Below are 17,435 nucleotides of genomic sequence, written 5' to 3'. Positions count from 1 at the left end.
AATATAAATTTATTAACAATATAACAACCAGTACTGCAAAGCAATCAGCGTTTTTCCATCATGAATCTGATTATTTGCCAGTGCCGAACGCACTTGCTCACGATTGAGCAACACTGGTTCAATAATTTCATCTTCATCCGCCGCCAGAGCACTATTTGGTTGCACATTTTCAGCCAGATAAAGATACATTTTTTCATCACCGAAACCGGGAACAGTATAAAAAGTATGTATCAGTTTTACTTCAGCAGCAGTATAAGGGGTTTCTTCAGCCAGCTCGCGCAAAGCAGCATGCGCAGGATCTTCATTTTTTCCGTCCAGCTTACCTGCCGGGATTTCCAGTAAAGCCTCACCTACCGGATAGCGCCACTGTCGTACCAATACCACTTTTTGCTCAGCCGTAACCGCAAGTACAGCCGCGGCACCCGGATGCTGTACAACTACCCGCTGTGCCTGGTTGCCATTGGGTAAACGAACAGTGTCCTCTGAAACATTTAAAAAGGAACCGCGATAAACTTCTTTACTGGAAATTTTGGTTTCAGTCAGATCCATATTGATACTTTCTATATGTCTAAAAACACTAGCGTAGTCATTTCAGCAGCAGAAGGCAATATGGCATGTCCGGCTTTAGTTTAAAATTATTAATTGTATATTCGTTGTATGATTGGATTGATTATGTATTTATCTTTATTTGCCATTGCTGCCGGCGCAGCTCTGGGTGCCATCATGCGCTGGCTTCTGGGAATCTCGCTGAATACGCTTCATTCCGGTTTGCCCTATGGCACACTGCTGGCAAACTGGATCGGTGCTTATCTGATTGGTCTGTTCAGTGCATTGTGTATACATTTTACCCAGATCGCTCCGGAATGGCGTCTGTTTGTTATTACTGGTTTTCTCGGCGGGCTGACTACGTTTTCCACCTTCTCACTCGAAGCCGTGCAAATGCTTTTGTCACAACGTTATACTCTGGCAGTAACACATATACTGCTGCATACAGGCGGTTCTTTACTGCTGACTATTCTGGGTTTGGTAACTGTGCACTGGTGGCTTAAAACCGGCTAAGATATGATTTTGTATTGATGGCGAGCTTTGTAAAAAGCCGAGTTACTATTAACCATCGACAGGCTGAGCTGGTGTATCCAGAATTAACTGATAAAGTGCCGCATCCAGCCAGTGACCAAATTTAAAACCAATCTGAGGCAATGTGCCAACATGTTTGAAGCCAAGCTGTTCATGCAGAGCAATACTGCTGTCATTGGCTGCATCAATCACACCCATTAACACATGTAAATCAGCCTGACGTGCACGTACAATCAGTTCCTGCATCAGTTTGCGTGCCAGCCCCTGCCGGCGACAGTCATTACGCACATATACACTGTGTTCCACCGTATATTTATTGGCAGGATAATCACGGAATGCACCCCATGAAGCAAAAGCCATCAGTTCACCCTGACCGTTAACTGCACCGATAACCGGAAAATTGCGCTCACGTTTAGCTGCAAACCAGCCATGCATAAATGATAGTGAACGGGGCTCATAATCATACAGTGCAGTTGAGGTGGCGATAGTATCGTTAAACAGCGCCAGAATGGCTGCCGCATGTTCCTTTTCATTACATTCAATCAGCTCAACTGGGTTACTTTTGCCGGTATTCATTTTTTTCCCATATAAAAAACTGCCTGTAAACACAGGCAGCTTACAAATATTAAACTACACCTTTTTTAGCCAGATAACCTTCATAATCACCCAGATAATATTCATAACCACCTTCACCATCCAGCTCAATAATCTGTGTAGCCAGACTGGAAACAAACTGGCGGTCATGAGAAACAAACACAAGAGTACCCGGGAATTTTTCCAGCGCCATATTCAGCGCCTCAATACTTTCCATATCCATGTGATTTGTAGGTTCATCCATTACCAGCACATTAGGTTCCTGCAAAATCAGTTTACCATATAGCATACGGCCTTTTTCACCACCGGAAAGTACCTGTACCTGCTTGCCGACTTCATTACTGCCAAAAAGCAGACGGCCTAAAGTACCGCGAATCACCTGCTCATCATCGCCTTCCTTGCCCCACTGACGCATCCATTCAGTCAAAGTCATAGATACATCGAAATCATTTTCATGATCTTGCGGGTAATAGCCAACCTGTGCTTTCTCTGCCCATTTTATAGTACCGCTATCTGCTTTAATGCCATCAGTGTATGCTTCATTATATGCACCAGCCAGTAATTTCAGCAGTGTAGATTTACCGGCACCGTTAGGACCGATAATTGCCAGACGTTCACCGGCATCAAGCATCAGATTCAGCTTTTTAAACAATTGCCGGTCAAAACGTTTTGATAAATCCTCAACTTCAAGCGCCTGCCGATGCAGCTTTTTCTTATCATCAAAATTAAAGCGGATAAACGGGCTTTGACGGCTGGAAGGTTTCACTTCCACCATATCTGCCTTAATTTTATCAGCCAGTTTCGCCCGGCTGGTTGCCTGTCTTGCCTTGGATTTATTGGCAGAAAAACGTGCCACAAACTCCTGTAATTCCTGAAGTTTTTCCTTAGCTTTAGCATTATCTTTTAAAGTACGTTCACGTGCCTGTGTAGAGGCAAGCATATAATCATCGTAATTGCCCGGATACAGAGTAATGCCACCATAGTCCACATCGGCCATATAAGTACATACTTCATTCAGAAAATGGCGGTCGTGCGAAATAATAATCATGGTGGATTCATAGCTGTTCAACACACCTTCCAGCCAGCGAATAGTATTAATATCCAGATTATTGGTCGGTTCATCCAGCAACAGCACATCCGGTTTGGAAAACAGTGCCTGTGCCAGTAATACACGCAGTTTAAAACCCGGTGCAACTTCACTCATGCTGGCATTATGCAGATGTTCATCGATACCGACACCGGCAAGTAATTCTCCCGCCCGTGCCTCAGCTGTGTAGCCGTCATACTCGGCAAATTTTGTTTCCAGATCGGCCGCGTGCATATAATCATCTTCAGTAGCATCCGGATTAGCATAAATGGCGTCGCGTTCTGTCATGGCTGCCCACATTTCTGTGTGCCCCATCAGTACCACGTCCAGTACGCGCATATCCTCATACGCAAACTGATCCTGTCTCAGCTTACCCAGACGCAGACCCTGATCAATGGCCACCTCACCACTAGTAGGTTCGAGATCACCACCGAGAATCTTCATAAAAGTTGATTTACCCGAACCATTGGCACCAATCAACCCATAACGATGGCCCCCACCGAACTTAACCGATACATTCTCAAACAAAGGCTTCGCGCCAAACTGCATCGTAATTTTATTGGTACTGATCACCGTAATACTTCCTTTAAATTCCTGACAAAATATTCTGATTTTAACACAGACGAGTGCCAAAATTCGGCAAATTCTGTGCTGTCGTTTACAATATCGTTATTTAAAATGCAATAGTACCTTTGATTTATCGCAAATTTATCATGCCATGTTCAGATTAAATCCGAAACTGATTGCCTTATTACTATTTTGTGGTGCCATCGCTGGCGTGGCAGGCGTGTCACTTATCGGATTATTGCATTTAATTCAGCAGTTAGTGTACGGAATAGTCCGTACAGACGGCATCACATTTCGTAATATTGTCGAACAAACCACAGCCATACATCGTTTACTTGCATTAAGTGCATGTGGCGTAATAGCGGGCACCGGCTGGTACCTGCTGCACCGTTTTGCTCCTAAACTGGTTGATATCAAAGAGGCAATAGGCAACAATGCCACACCTATACCGTTAGTTTCTACTTTCTTTCATGGTATGTTACAGATATTCACAGTAGGCATGGGTTCACCTCTCGGACGTGAGACAGCGCCACGTGAAATCAGTTCAGCCATTGCAGATTTTATCGGCCGGCGATTTAACATCAGTACAGAAGAGAGAAAAGTCCTGCTTGCCTGTAGTGCAGCCGCCGGTCTGTCCGCGGTTTTTGATGTACCTCTGGCCGGTGCTCTGTTTGCACTGGAAACTTTATTATTCAGTTTCCAGCGCAATACTGTTATTGCGGCTTTAATCTGCTGTACAACCGCTGCATGGGTAGGCCGGATCGGACTGGGCAGCCAGCCAGCCTATCAGCTACCGGCAATTACCCTGAACAGTCCACTGTTAATCTGGTCGTTGTTGCTGGGACCACTGATTGTTGCATTCTCATGGCTGTTACAATACCAGCTCGCCTGTTGCAAACCGGCTGTGCGTACCAGCCCTAAGCTGATCTTTATCAGTATCGGTGCCTTTATACTCATCGGGGTTTTGTCCATGCAACTGCCGGAGATACTTGGTAACGGAAAAGCCGGTAATGAACTCTTATTTAATGACCAGATAAGCTGGCATTATGCTCTGGCACTATTAATCGGTAAATGGCTGGCGCTTCTACTGGCCACCCGTGCCGGATCATACGGGGGATTTATTACTCCTTCGATGATGCTTGGCGGTCTGATTGCATTACTGGCAGCCACTGCATGGAACAGCATGCTGCCACCTGTTCCCATAGTCGCCGCAGTTGTGACCGGAGCTACCGTTTTTCTGGCAGTACAGCAAAAAATGCCTCTTACCGCCATATTATTTGTATTGGAAATAACCAATATTACGCCCGACATGATAATGCCAATTTGCCTGTGTCTGCTTACAGCACTATCCTGCCAGCAAGGATTGAACAAAAAACAAAGTTAAACAGTATATATAATAATTTTACTAATCAAACCAGACAGTTTTCTGCTTCTGTCAGCCAGTCACGCGCCTGTAAATATCCGGCCAGACCGGCTTCAGCAGAACCAGGTACCGGTTCATACTGATATTCAAAGCGGGCTAAAGGCGGCATAGACATCAGAATAGATTCTGTTCGCCCACCGGCATGTAAACCAAACTGAGTGCCTCTGTCGCACAATAAATTAAATTCAATATAACGTCCGCGCCTGTATAACTGAAACTGACGTTCACGCTCGCCAAAATCCATATTTTTGCGCCGCGCCACAATAGGCAGATAAGCTTGTAAATAAGCAGCACTTATTGCTCGTATAAAAGCAAAACAACGAGCAAAATCCCAGCGGTTTAAATCATCAAAAAATAATCCGCCTACACCTCGCTGTTCCTGCCGGTGAGGCAGATAGAAATAACGGTCACACCACTTTTTGAATTCTGAATATACCGCTTCACCAAAAGGCAGACATGCATCATAAGCAACCTTATGCCAATGCACCACATCTTCAATAAATGGATAAAAGGGGGTCAAATCAAAACCGCCGCCAAACCACCAGACCGGGTTACTGCGTTCCGGATATGCAATGAATAAGCGTACATTCGCATGACTGGTAGGTACATATGGATTACACGGATGTACCACCAGTGATACCCCCATTGCTTCATAAGGAGCTCCTGCCAGATACTGGCGTTTACGCACAGCTGAAGCCGGCATAGCGGTACCTTTAACATGAGAAAAATTAACGCCAGCCTGTTCAAACACAGCTCCTTGTTTGAGCACCATACTGCGCCCGTTTCCCAATTTGCCAGACCATTCATCTGTTACAAACCCCGCAGTACCATCTTCTTTTGCCAGGGCATCAGCCAAATGTAATTGTAAGTTTTGAAAAAAATCCAGATTTTGATTAAAGACATCGCAACTCATGAAAAAACCGTAAACTAAGTTTAATTAATATATGTATAATATTAATTAATATTTGTAATACACAATCTACAATAACAGATTATTTTAATCAGTATTATTGTTACCTGACAGTATTTATCGCTTATTTAACAATACGAAACTATCAGTATAAATATTAAAACATGATATTTTTTGTATATTGTACATTTAATCAACACACTAAATCCGAAAAGGAAATCTGAATGCAACTTTATATTTATGACCATTGTCCCTACTGTGTACGAGCCAGAATGATATTCGGTAAAAAAATAGTACCGGTAGAAAATATCTATCTGCTGAATGATGACGAAGACACTCCGAATAAATTAATCGGAAAAAAAATGGTACCGATTCTGGTAAAAAATGATGGTACTGCCATGGGTGAAAGTCTAGATATCGTTCACTACATTGATCAGCTTTCTGGTACTGCTCTTATAAACAATACTGTACGTCCTGAAATTGAAGGCTGGATAAAAATTGTTGATACTTACCGTAATTTCCTGACTTTACCGCGCTGCACCAGTATTAACCTGCCTGAGTTTGCTACTCAGAATGCCATCAACTATTTCATCAACAAAAAAACAGCTATTTTTGGTGATTTTCAGCACCATTTACAAAACAGTCAGACCTATATTAACCGGTTCAATGCCGATCTGATTGCACTATCGCCGTTAATTGTGAATGATCATGGTAGTAATGGTACTTTCGGAATGGAAGATATTCTTTTATTTCCCTTACTGCGCAATATGACTATGGTCAAAGGAATCGAATGGACTGCGCCAGTGCTGGATTATATGCACAGCATTAGCCGGATTACCCGCATTCCATTGTTTGATGACCGCGCAATCTGATTATTAAGCAGTTTTTTTGGCAGCCGGCAAAACAGAAAGGCTGCCATTTTTATAAAAATTTATTCGAAAATATCGCTTTTAAATGATTTTCAACAATAATCTTGTTTTGTTGATTACACAATATTACAATACAAACAATATTGATAAAGAATTAATATAAAATTTTATTTATTTATAACATATGGTTATATAAATAAATAGCAAGAAAATATTTACTTTATTATTTTTGAAATAAATAATCAATTTTAAGAGGAAATACAGCATGTCTAAAACGAAAACTGTATCAGAAATATTGGTTGATGTTCTTACCGAAGCCGGTGTCAGCAACTGTTACGGCATTATCGGTGATACGCTGAACTTTGTTGGCAAAGCGATAGAAAAAAGTAGCATTAATTGGGTGCATACACGTCACGAAGAAGCAGCTGCCTTTGCTGCCGGCGCTGAAGCTCTGATTACAAACAAACTTACTGCATGTGCCGGTTCCTGCGGTCCCGGCAGCTTGCATCTGATTAACGGCTTATACGAATCCAACCGCAATAATGCACCAGTAATTGTTATTGCCAGTCAGCTGGCCGCCACTTCTATGGGCACCGGATTCCCGCAGGAAGTGGATTTCCTCAAGGTCTATCAGGATACAAGCGTTTTCTGCCAGATGGTAAACCAGCCGGAAGAAGCTCAGCGTATATTCACTCAGGCCACACAAGCTGCCATTAATAAACGCGGTGTAGCCGTTGTTATTCTGCCCAGCGACATCAGCAAAATGGAAGTAGCTGAGAAACCAGTAAAAATATGGCACCCACAGCCAGTCACCCGTCCGAATGATAACGAAATCGAAGAACTGGTTAAAGCGATTAATAAGGGAAATAAAATCACCATTTACGCTGGTTTTGGCGCTAAAGATGCACATGATGAAGTAATTGCACTGGCAGAAAAACTAAAGGCACCAGTTGTACACACTTCCCGTGCTAAAGACAGCATTGCCTGGGATAACCCTTATCAGGTGGGTATGACCGGGATGTTTGGTACTAAGGCTGGTTATGATGCTATCAAAAACTGCGATACCTTATTATTACTCGGTTGCAGCTTTGCATGGTCTGAATATTATCCGGAAAAGGCCAATATCATCCAGATTGATCATGAAGCTACTCAGTTAGGCTTGCGTCATCCGATTAATCTAGGGCTGGTTGGTGATGTTAAAACCACTCTGCAAACAATTTTGCCGAAAATACAGACTCGTAACGACAGCAGTTTTCTGGAGCACCATACCGCTTTATTTGCCAAAATTATGGATAAATTTGAAACGTATGCCACTCCGGATGACAAACACCCAATTCACCCCCAGCAACTAATCGAATTGATAGATAAGTATGCCAGTGATGATGCATTGATTACCGCAGATGTAGGAACACCAATGCTATGGGGAGCCCGCTATTTAACCATGAACGGCAAACGGCGCTTCCTGACCAGCCTTAAACACGGCACCATGTCAAACGGTATGCCACAGGCTTATGGTTTCCAGAAAGCCTTTCCGGGCAGACAGGTCATTTCTTTATCCGGAGATGGGGGTTTAGCCATGCTGATGGGTGATCTGCTTACTGCCAAACAGGAAAATCTGCCGATTAAAATTGTTGTTTTCAACAACAGTTCCCTGAACTTCGTGGAGCAGGAACAAAAAGGCGAAGGTTTGGTAGAAGTCTATGTTGACCTGAAAAACGGTGACTTCAAAACCATTGCAGAAGGCTGTGGTTTCAGTGCTCAAAGCGTAAGCAAATCTTCTGAGCTGGAGGCCGCTGTAAAAACATTTCTTGCACACGAAGGTCCTGCATTACTGGATGTCGTAATCAGTGATAAAGAACTGATAATGCCACCAGCAATCAGCTATGAAAATGTGAAAAACATGGTCTGGTATGGTTCTAAAGCCATCCTCGAAGGTAAAGGCAAAGAAGTTATTGATATGATCAAAAATAACATCTAAACCTTTTAACAGGCCCGCTGATTGATGCAGCGGGCACTTTTTTACACATTAATCAAAAAATAATTATTTAAATTAATAATTTAATTGTATTCTTGAATCTCTTATTATTTGAAATAAAAAATAAGTCAAAATTTATGCACACTATTCATAGCCGTATTAAACAAGCTAGAACTAATAAAGGTTTAACCCAAGCTGAATTAGCAGAGAAGTTAAATATATCAATTACAGCTATCCAACTATGGGAAAATAAAGATGAGACTAAAGCCACAGCTCCAAAAAGAAAACGGTTAGAGGAAGTAGCAAAAATTTTAGGAGTAACGGTTACATGGCTATATACAGGGGAAAATTTAATACAAACAGAAGAAAATCCAAAACCAACTGAAAACCCCGGTCCAAGTGACGGATATAAAAAAATTATGATATACAATATTGATTTATCAAAAAATCATGAAAATACCAAATGGGTTTTATCAGAATTTGAAGAACCCCTGCTCATAAATAATAATTGGTTCAAATCTAAAAATTTAATTCCTGATGATTTGCGTGCTATGCGTGTAAAAGGTAACAGCATGGCTCCTAACTTGGAAAATAATGACATTGTTATGATAAACACTAATGATGTTGAACCTGTTGATGGTGAAATATATGCTATTACTTACAATAAACATTTTTTTATAAGACAAATCCGTCAAACTGTTGATGGTATAAATCTCATAAGCTCAAATAGTGATTATGAAACTATTAAGATTTCTTATAATCATCTAGATAACTTTATAATTTTAGGAAAAAAAATTTGGCGTTGTGGCTAGTTAATATTCTTTATTTCTTTTTATCTTCTGACATTTTGAAAATAGACATCAAAATTTTTTATACATTTAACATAAAATATTTTTCTAATTCATAAAGATAGCTAATTAATATGAAATAAAATTTTAGTGATGCAAGATACAAATATCCGGCAGCATCAACAATCTAAAAGCAACTTCAAAATTAAAAAATATTATATTTTTAACAACAATCTATTCTATTTTTATATTTTTTAAAATCAAATAGTTAATTATTAACATTAATTACTCCTTTTCATTCCAAAGAATTTAAAGTATTGTTATTTCTTAACTTTTATTCGAACCGAGTAAAAGTTATCTGTCAGTAGTGATTTCGGAAAGTCAGGCATTCCAGACCACACGGAAACACGACTGATCTAAAAATTAATATGGTCATTAAATGTAATAATAAACTACCCAGCTCTTGATAACATTGATTGCTGGGTAGTTTTCGTTTCTGTGCTTAATAATTTATCCAGACAACTTCGATATGATGTATCAGGATAATCGGCATAATTACAGACTGCGTACAGCTTTCTTCATTTTACGCAACCATTTGCGCTGGCTGCGCATGTCTGGCATTCCTGCTGCTCCATACTGCCAGTCTATATACTGTGTCAATAAAGCAGCCAAATCTTCATTAAGCAAATTATGCTCTGCCAGTATATTTTGTAACTCAAGCGGACCGATTGCAGATAATTCTGACTCTTCACCTTCTACAATAGTCTGCTTAAGCAGATTAATACCATCGGTTAATGGCTGAGTCTGCACATTACCCTGACGGCGTAACCAGAAAATCAGTGGAAGTGACGTAATGACAATTGCGATTATAATGACTATTATCAGTACATATACAGGTATATTTTTTAAATTCAGCCAGCTAAGTATTGACTTCTGACTACCCCTATCATAATTAACCACCCATTGCTGCCAGTAAAACTGACCATTATCCAGATATTTCTGTAATAACGGAAAAGCTGAAGATAATCCGGCACGCTGTTCTGCCGGTAAAGCACTTTCCACCCCTTTGTCTATACGCACTGATGAAACTGCCGTGGTCGGATCTACCCGTTTCCATAAACCCTTTTCAGCAATCCAGATTTCAGTCCATGCATGGGCATCCTTACTGCGAATTTGCCAGAACTTATTGTCAGGGTGATATTCTCCTCCCTGATAACCAATTACGATTCGTGCCGGTACACCGATTGAACGAGCCAGCCACACCATAGCGTCTGCATAATCTTCACAAAAACCTTCATGTCCCTCGAATAAAAAATAATCTATTTTATTCTGTGTTTCATTGTTCCGTTTTGGGGTTAGAGTGTATTGAAAATGACTGCTTTTGAAATAAGTTAGTATATGATTGATAAACTCTTCGCTGCCGCCAGATTTATCGGCCAGCTGTTTTGCCAGTCTGCGGGTTTCAGGATTCAGTCCATCCGGCAACTGGGTATAATAATTCAGTAAACCCTGATCCATTTGCTGACGCAGGTATGGTGTCATCTGAGAATATAAATGTACCCTGCGCAGACCTTCGCGACTATTATTGACCCTGACAACGTTACCTACTCGTCGGCTGAAACCAAACTGTTCATTAGGCAAAGGCTGATCCAGAGCCGGTAATCGCCCGTGATCATCCTGAATAATCAGCTCATATCCTACCATTTTACTGTCGGTACGCTGTTCCAGCAAAGCTCTGCTTGGCAGCTGTAAAGTATCTTCATCCGTATACTGTTCTTTTACTGCATGCCATTTTCCATCCGTGTTATTACCCATTACCATTACACGCCAGTACATATCAGCATTGCGTGGAATAGCATTATTATCAAAGATAACATTGAAAGCCAGTTCATTACTCAAAATCAGATTGCTGACACTCCCTGATTCAAGGGTATCCGACAATCCTGTAACAGATGATTGCTGCGGCTGCGGCACACCCCATAATGGCGTATTTCTGCGCGGCATCGCTATAAATAAAATAACGGCCAGTGGAAAAGACAGAATTAAAATTACTGCACCCTGCCGTATTGCCGTCATAGGTTTGATGCCCGCAAGTAATCCCAGAGATGAAATCAGGCAGAACAACGCTACAATCAGCCAGGGGGCCATTAATATACTTTGATTAAACAGCAGACCGCCGCCCATCAGTACTAGCTGAGCTAACAATAATATTTGCCAGTCGCGTAAGGTTTCACCTTCAAATGCCTTGAGTATTATCATTAACATGAGCAAAGAAACACTGGCATCCCGGCCAATAATCGTTCCCACACGAAAATATACCCATACAGAAGTAGCCACCAGCAATATTATTAATGCCCATAACGGCAATTTTTTAATACTGGTAAACAGCAAAGCAACGCGTGCAATCCACAACAGAGCGAATGCAGCGCACACACTCAGAGGTAATTCAAATAATAAGGGTAACGATACCCATGCCAGCATCAGTAACAGAATAAGCTGAGTGCGTACAGATGGGGATTTACGTAAAAAAACCGGATCAGCAAGCCACATTACCATCTACCCAAAGCATTCAGACATTTTGTCCGTTGACCTATCGTTGCCTCATAGCGCTGTCTTGGTAACTCCAGTATATATTTTTCCCCGATAGCATCTGCTGCCAGTACCCGATAGCACATCATACTCGCCATCTTTTCCAGGCTGGTTCCCTGAGGATAATCCCGATAGGAAATCAGTAGCGGCTCAGCCCGCTTACCTCCCTGTTCAAAATATTTATCCAATAAATCACCTGTTTTGGCATAATGTTTCCATGCTATCTGCCGCATTGAAGCTGAACTCTGATGAGGCAGCAGATAAGCCGGATCCTGACCGCTCAGACTGATTTGGGTGCTGGGTTCGTCATCACTGCTACGCTGTGCTGAAATAGTATGTTCTAAAGGTTCTGGAAAAATCACAAGTTCTTCAGTAAATTCCCATTGAGTTTTAATCATCAGCAACCCAAATGGCGCCATACTGGCTCCGGCAAGTATTAACGGTGGCAGAATACCGCGGCGCTGCGGAGGTAATTTCCAGAGAAATTCAGTATTTTCTGGTGTAATTGTCCACAATTCCCAGTCACTGGCTGTACCGGTTATTTCCTGTGCTGTTTGCAGCCATAACCAGCGTGTACGTTTGCAGCTGTCACAGGCTCGCAAAGTCAGAACACATTCTTTACCGGCAAAATATTCCTGTTGGGGTTTAATCGCCAATACTATCCCGGTAAGCTGGCGGACACCGGCAAGTGCACCAAATAATAAAATGCCCACTAACCAGAACACCAGTGCATGGGCTACGTTTACCTGATAATTAACTGCCATAACCCATAACAGAAAACTGGCAATAGCCACACCCCAGCCCATACGTGTCAGGTTGACACGTATATTACGTGCACGCAAAGCTGTGTGCCCGTCAATAAGTGTAGGTGCAGGTGTCTCAGACCACAGCCACATGGTCCAGCATTCCTGTAAGTAAAGTACTGCTTCGGGACTGACTTTGTAAAGGTTGCAGGCGGTGTGCCGCTACTGCTACCCAGACAGCTTTCACATCTTCCGGAATAACATGTGCCCTTCCCTGTACCCATGCATATGCTTTTGCAGCCTGAACTACCGCCAATCCGGCACGCGGACTCAGCCCGACTGCGAATGTGCCCGGAGTACGCGTAGCTGCAACTAGCCGATAAACATAATCCGCTGCAGCTGCAGATAAATTTATTTTGGATACTTCTGCCTGCCATTGCTGTAATATTTCCGCATTGCATACTGCTTTAATGCGTGGCACAAACTGGCGACGGCCGCCAGAGATGTAGAGCTGTTTTTCTTCTTTTTCTGCCGGATAGCCAATACTCAGACACATCATAAACCGATCCAGCTGCGATTCAGGTAAAGGGTAAGTACCAAGCTGTTCTGTCGGATTCTGGGTAGCAACTACAAGAAATGGTTTCGGCAGCGCATAGGTTTTACCATCCACAGATACCTGCCCCTCTTCCATAGCTTCGAGCAAAGCCGATTGCAGTTTGGGAGAAGCACGGTTAATTTCATCAGCCAGTAAAAAAGAATTGAAAACCGGTCCCGGATGAAAAATAAACTCATTGGAATTTGGCTGGAATATGCTGACACCCAGCAAATCAGCCGGTAACATATCGTTAGTAAATTGTACGCGCTGATAATTTAATCCTAGTACCGCTGCCAGTGCATGCGCCAGTGTGGTTTTACCAACTCCTGGTACATCTTCAAGCAGAATATGCCCGCGTGCCAGTACACAGGTAACAATTTGTATCAGCAATTGTTGTTTGCCCAGAATAAGGGCATTGAGTTGTTTGAAAATCGGTTCGAGTTTTGGATTCATGTTTGGATACAGTAATAATAAAAAATCCGGCAGTGATATCGGGTTTGTTATCGCAAAATGTAACTACTGGAAATAATTCTGTATTATTTATACAAAATTTATTTTATACATATATTTTTGCAGCAATACATACGTATATAATTTGTTAAAATTAAATTTTATAACGAATATTAACACTATTCATGAGTATGTGTACATTATTCAATGCGAATATATTCTACTGTTAATATTTCAATATTTTCCACTCCATCAGGGCCATGCAAACGCACTTCATCACCTTCATGTGCTTTTAATAAAGTACGCGCAAGCGGTGAAACCCAGGAAATTTTATTTCTACTGGTATCAATTTCATCTGTACCAACAATATGTACAGTCTGCTCCTGACCATTGCCGCGTAAAATAGTTACAGTAGCACTAAAAAAAATCTGATCACTGGGTTCACGTGCTTCCGGATCAATAACCTGTGCAGCTTCCAGTCTTTTAGTCAGAAAGCGGATACGTCGGTCAATTTCACGCAACCTGCGTTTCCCATACAAATAATCACCATTTTCACTTCGGTCACCATTACCCGCTGCCCAGTTCACCACATTAACAATTTCAGGGCGTTCTTTATGAACAAGCTGATAAAGCTCATCCTGTAAAGCCTGATGGCCCGAAGGGGTAATATAATTAGGTGCAGTCTGGGGTGCTGACACATTACTCATAAACTGTCTCCATAATTGACACAAAAAGGCTGTCTGAAAACACAGACAGCCTGCATGATTCTTCCAGAATTCAGCGATTATTTACGCTGGGCATCTACAGCAGCCAAAGCCACCATATTTACTATACGGCGTACAGAAGCCATAGGAGTAACAATATGTACAGATTCATTCATACCCATCAGAATCGGGCCAATTGTTACGCCATGAGATGAAGTACGTAACAGATTGTAACTGATATTCGCTGCTTCAACATTCGGCATTACCAGCAAGTTTGCTGCACCTTTTAGTTTGCAGTCCGGCATCAGTTTCTGACGCAGTTTTTCATCCAGTGCAAGATCACCCTGCATTTCACCATCCACGTTTAGTTCCGGAGCTGCCTCTTTAATTAAAGCAAGCGCTTCCTGCATTTTGGTGCTGCTTGGCTGATCAAGTGAACCGAAGTTTGAATTGGACAACAAAGCCACTTTTGGTTCTATACCAAAACGTTTCATTTCATCAACACACATCAGTGTATTAGCAGCAACCTGCTCTGCAGTCGGTTCTGGATTAACATAGGTATCAGCAATAAACATATTACCTGAAGTCATAATCAGTGCGTTCATAGCACAGGCATTCTGTTCAGGATTGTTATAGCCGATTACTTCTTCCAGAATATTGAAATGATCATGGAAGCGACCTACCGTGCCACACAGTAATGCATCAGCACTACCCATCCGCACCAGCATTGCACCAATCAGAGTAGAACTGCTAATCATCCGGCGCCGAGCCATTTCCTCGGTGACACCGTGACGTTTACGCAGCTCGTAATAAGCCTGCCAGTATTCACGGTAGCGAGGATCATCCTGATTATTTACAATCTCAAAATCCTTGCCTGGCTGTATAGTCAGACCCAGTTTTTTCGAACGTGCTTCAATTACTGCCGGCCGGCCAATCAGAATCGGAAAGGCAAGCTTGTGGTTAACAATGTGCTGCGTTGCATGCAGAACACGCTCATCCTCACCTTCACACAATACCACACGTTTCAGTTCTTTTTTCGCCTGAGAGAATACCGGTTTCATAAACAGGCTGGATTTATAGACAAATTGACTCAGTTTCTCTACATAGGCTTCCATGTCATCAATCGGACGGGTTGCCACACCGGAATCCATAGCTGCTTTGGCTACAGCAGGCGCCACTACAGCAATCAAACGAGGGTCAAATGGCTTCGGAATCAGATATTCACGTCCAAAAGAAAGCTCGGTATTGCCATAAGCAGCAGAAACTTCATCACTTAGCTCAGCTTTGGCCAGTTCAGCAATAGCATGCACACAGGCCAGCTTCATCTGCTCATTAATGGTAGTTGCACCTACATCCAGTGCACCACGGAAAATAAACGGGAAGCATAGAACATTATTTACCTGATTCGGAAAATCAGAACGTCCGGTACCAATTACCGCATCCGGTCGTGCAGCTTTAGCTTCAGGCGGCCAGATTTCCGGAGTCGGATTAGCCATAGCCAGAATAATCGGATCTTTGGCCATAGTTTTGAGCATATCCACGCTCAACACATTCGGACCAGATAATCCAAGGAAAATATCTTTGTCATGAACAGCATCAGCAAGCTTACGCTGACCATTATCCGGTATGGCGAATAATTTTTTCGATTCCACCATGTTTTCTTCACGATTCTGGTAAATCACACCTTTTGAATCGCACACAGTGATATTTTCACGCTTCATACCCAGCGCAACCAGCAGCTCCAGACAGGCAATCGCTGCTGCACCGGCTCCGGAACATACTAGTTTAACCTGACTGATATCTTTACCAACAACTTCAAGACCATTTTTAATCGCTGCTGCAGTAATAATTGCTGTACCATGCTGATCATCATGGAATACCGGAATGTTGCAACGCTCACGCAGTTTTTTCTCAATATAAAAACATTCCGGTGCTTTAATATCTTCAAGGTTAATACCGCCAAATGTCGGCTCCAATGAAGCAATAATATCTACCAGTTTGTCTGGATCAGTTTCATTAATTTCGATATCGAATACATCAATACCACCGAATTTTTTGAACAGTACTCCCTTACCTTCCATCACCGGTTTTCCAGCCAGAGCACCGATATTACCCAAACCCAGTACCGCTGTACCATTGGAAATAACTGCAACCAGATTACCGCGTGCAGTATATCTGTATGCATTCAGGGGATCACGGTGAATTTCCATACACGGTGCAGCCACACCCGGTGAATAGGCCAGTGACAAATCATATTGGGTAGCCAATGGTTTGGTAGGCGTAATTTGAATTTTACCGGGACGGGGTTCTTCGTGAAAATGTAATGCTGCTTCTTTGATTAATTCATCCATATCTTTTCTCAGTCTTAGGTTTTCAACACCAGTAAGCTGTTCTTGAAAGAGCACGCTAAAAAGTCACTTTTACCCGAGCAATTTACTAAATATGGCCAAGATAAAAGTTATTCACATTATAGCGTTAATTAACAAAATCATACACCGCTTTATTATCAGTATAATCAATTGCCATTCATTGCAAACATCCGGTTCTTGCGATTCTGCTGGATTTAAAACAACTATTCTTTAAACCGGAAAAAACGTTTTCTTATTTTTATAAAACAACAGTCAGTATTTATTAAAATTATTTTTACCGGTTAATTTATATTCAGTCTGAATCATTATATTTCATACAATACAACCTACTGATTAATTTATATAAATTTAGGAAATACAGTTCAGTTAAACTAATTTAAAAGAGAAATTATAGTTTTATAATCTGACCATATTATTCAGAATATGATTTATTTAAATAAAAACTATGCTATTAATCAGACAATGATTTCAGCAAATTTTAACTGGTATATCAATAAGCCGGCGCATCTGATATCAGGAACGCCGGCTTCAGACTAGTATGAATTTCAACCTAGAGTTTTTTACAGCCAGCTTCGGATTATCCAGTATCTGATAATCGCCACCTTCCATTTCAATTGGTCAGCCATGCTGCATTTAAATCACGTAAAGTGGGCTGATAGCGATCACTTAGCCTGAAATCTGTACACTGTCTGCCA

14 protein-coding genes are annotated in these 17,435 nt (G+C 41.8%); 5 read left to right on the top strand and 9 right to left on the bottom strand.

The genetic code is table 11. From position 1 onward, the window contains the following. Positions 1-12: 12 nt before the first annotated feature. Complete coding sequence (locus tag H3V11_RS05855) at positions 13-549, bottom strand: NUDIX hydrolase (protein ID WP_025330368.1); 537 nt, start codon at positions 547-549, stop codon at positions 13-15. 123 nt (positions 550-672) lie between these two features. Between H3V11_RS05855 and crcB the strand changes: the two genes are divergently transcribed. After that, complete coding sequence (gene crcB / locus H3V11_RS05850; protein WP_078474455.1) at positions 673-1,059, top strand: fluoride efflux transporter CrcB; 387 nt, start codon at positions 673-675, stop codon at positions 1,057-1,059. A gap of 48 nt (positions 1,060-1,107) precedes the next feature. On the opposite strand, the gene H3V11_RS05845 is transcribed toward crcB, so the two are convergent. Further along, positions 1,108-1,653, bottom strand: coding sequence for a GNAT family N-acetyltransferase (locus H3V11_RS05845; RefSeq protein WP_078474451.1), 546 nt, complete (start codon positions 1,651-1,653; stop codon positions 1,108-1,110). A gap of 49 nt (positions 1,654-1,702) precedes the next feature. Beyond that, positions 1,703-3,331, bottom strand: a complete 1,629-nt coding sequence (locus H3V11_RS05840) for an ABC-F family ATPase (RefSeq protein ID WP_198223845.1) — start codon at positions 3,329-3,331, stop codon at positions 1,703-1,705. Between the two features lie 145 nt (positions 3,332-3,476). On the opposite strand from H3V11_RS05840, the gene H3V11_RS05835 reads away from it, so the two are divergent. Next, complete coding sequence (locus H3V11_RS05835) at positions 3,477-4,709, top strand: chloride channel protein (protein ID WP_198223843.1); 1,233 nt, start codon at positions 3,477-3,479, stop codon at positions 4,707-4,709. A 25-nt stretch (positions 4,710-4,734) separates the two neighbouring features. On the opposite strand, the gene hemF is transcribed toward H3V11_RS05835, so the two are convergent. Then, positions 4,735-5,661: an oxygen-dependent coproporphyrinogen oxidase gene (gene hemF / locus H3V11_RS05830; protein ID WP_198223841.1), complete on the bottom strand. Its 927-nt coding sequence runs from the start codon at positions 5,659-5,661 to the stop codon at positions 4,735-4,737. A 221-nt stretch (positions 5,662-5,882) separates the two neighbouring features. Between hemF and grxB the strand changes: the two genes are divergently transcribed. The 3 genes from grxB to H3V11_RS05815 all read left to right on the top strand — a co-directional run bounded on the left by grxB (position 5,883) and on the right by H3V11_RS05815 (position 9,314). Next, a complete protein-coding gene (gene grxB, locus H3V11_RS05825) occupies positions 5,883-6,530 on the top strand; it encodes a glutaredoxin 2 (protein WP_198223839.1) in 648 nt (215 codons plus the stop codon). Positions 6,531-6,792: 262 nt separating this feature from the next. Beyond that, positions 6,793-8,505: a thiamine pyrophosphate-dependent enzyme gene (locus H3V11_RS05820; RefSeq protein ID WP_198223837.1), complete on the top strand. Its 1,713-nt coding sequence runs from the start codon at positions 6,793-6,795 to the stop codon at positions 8,503-8,505. Positions 8,506-8,639: 134 nt separating this feature from the next. Further along, entirely contained in the window at positions 8,640-9,314 is a 675-nt protein-coding gene (locus H3V11_RS05815; protein WP_198223835.1) for an XRE family transcriptional regulator, read from the top strand. A gap of 531 nt (positions 9,315-9,845) precedes the next feature. Here H3V11_RS05815 and H3V11_RS05810 read toward each other — a convergent pair. The 5 genes from H3V11_RS05810 to H3V11_RS05790 form a co-directional block, all read right to left on the bottom strand. After that, positions 9,846-11,846: a DUF3488 and transglutaminase-like domain-containing protein gene (locus H3V11_RS05810; RefSeq protein ID WP_198223833.1), complete on the bottom strand. Its 2,001-nt coding sequence runs from the start codon at positions 11,844-11,846 to the stop codon at positions 9,846-9,848. Next, complete coding sequence (locus H3V11_RS05805; protein WP_198223831.1) at positions 11,840-12,775, bottom strand: DUF58 domain-containing protein; 936 nt, start codon at positions 12,773-12,775, stop codon at positions 11,840-11,842. The genes H3V11_RS05810 and H3V11_RS05805 overlap by 7 nt, the downstream gene beginning before the upstream one ends. Then, positions 12,759-13,670: a MoxR family ATPase gene (locus H3V11_RS05800; RefSeq protein ID WP_096765648.1), complete on the bottom strand. Its 912-nt coding sequence runs from the start codon at positions 13,668-13,670 to the stop codon at positions 12,759-12,761. The genes H3V11_RS05805 and H3V11_RS05800 overlap by 17 nt, the downstream gene beginning before the upstream one ends. A 197-nt stretch (positions 13,671-13,867) precedes the next feature. Further along, positions 13,868-14,374, bottom strand: a complete 507-nt coding sequence (gene greB / locus H3V11_RS05795; RefSeq protein WP_084547692.1) for a transcription elongation factor GreB — start codon at positions 14,372-14,374, stop codon at positions 13,868-13,870. A 77-nt stretch (positions 14,375-14,451) separates the two neighbouring features. Beyond that, positions 14,452-16,722, bottom strand: coding sequence for an NADP-dependent malic enzyme (locus H3V11_RS05790; RefSeq protein ID WP_198223829.1), 2,271 nt, complete (start codon positions 16,720-16,722; stop codon positions 14,452-14,454). Positions 16,723-17,435 lie beyond the last annotated feature (713 nt).

Origin of the sequence: Snodgrassella sp. W8158 (assembly GCF_016100435.1) — a bacterium.
Classification (GTDB): Bacteria; Pseudomonadota; Gammaproteobacteria; order Burkholderiales; family Neisseriaceae; genus Snodgrassella; species Snodgrassella alvi.
Note: the sequence above shows the minus strand (reverse complement) of the source record. Positions and strands in the feature narration are given on the sequence as shown.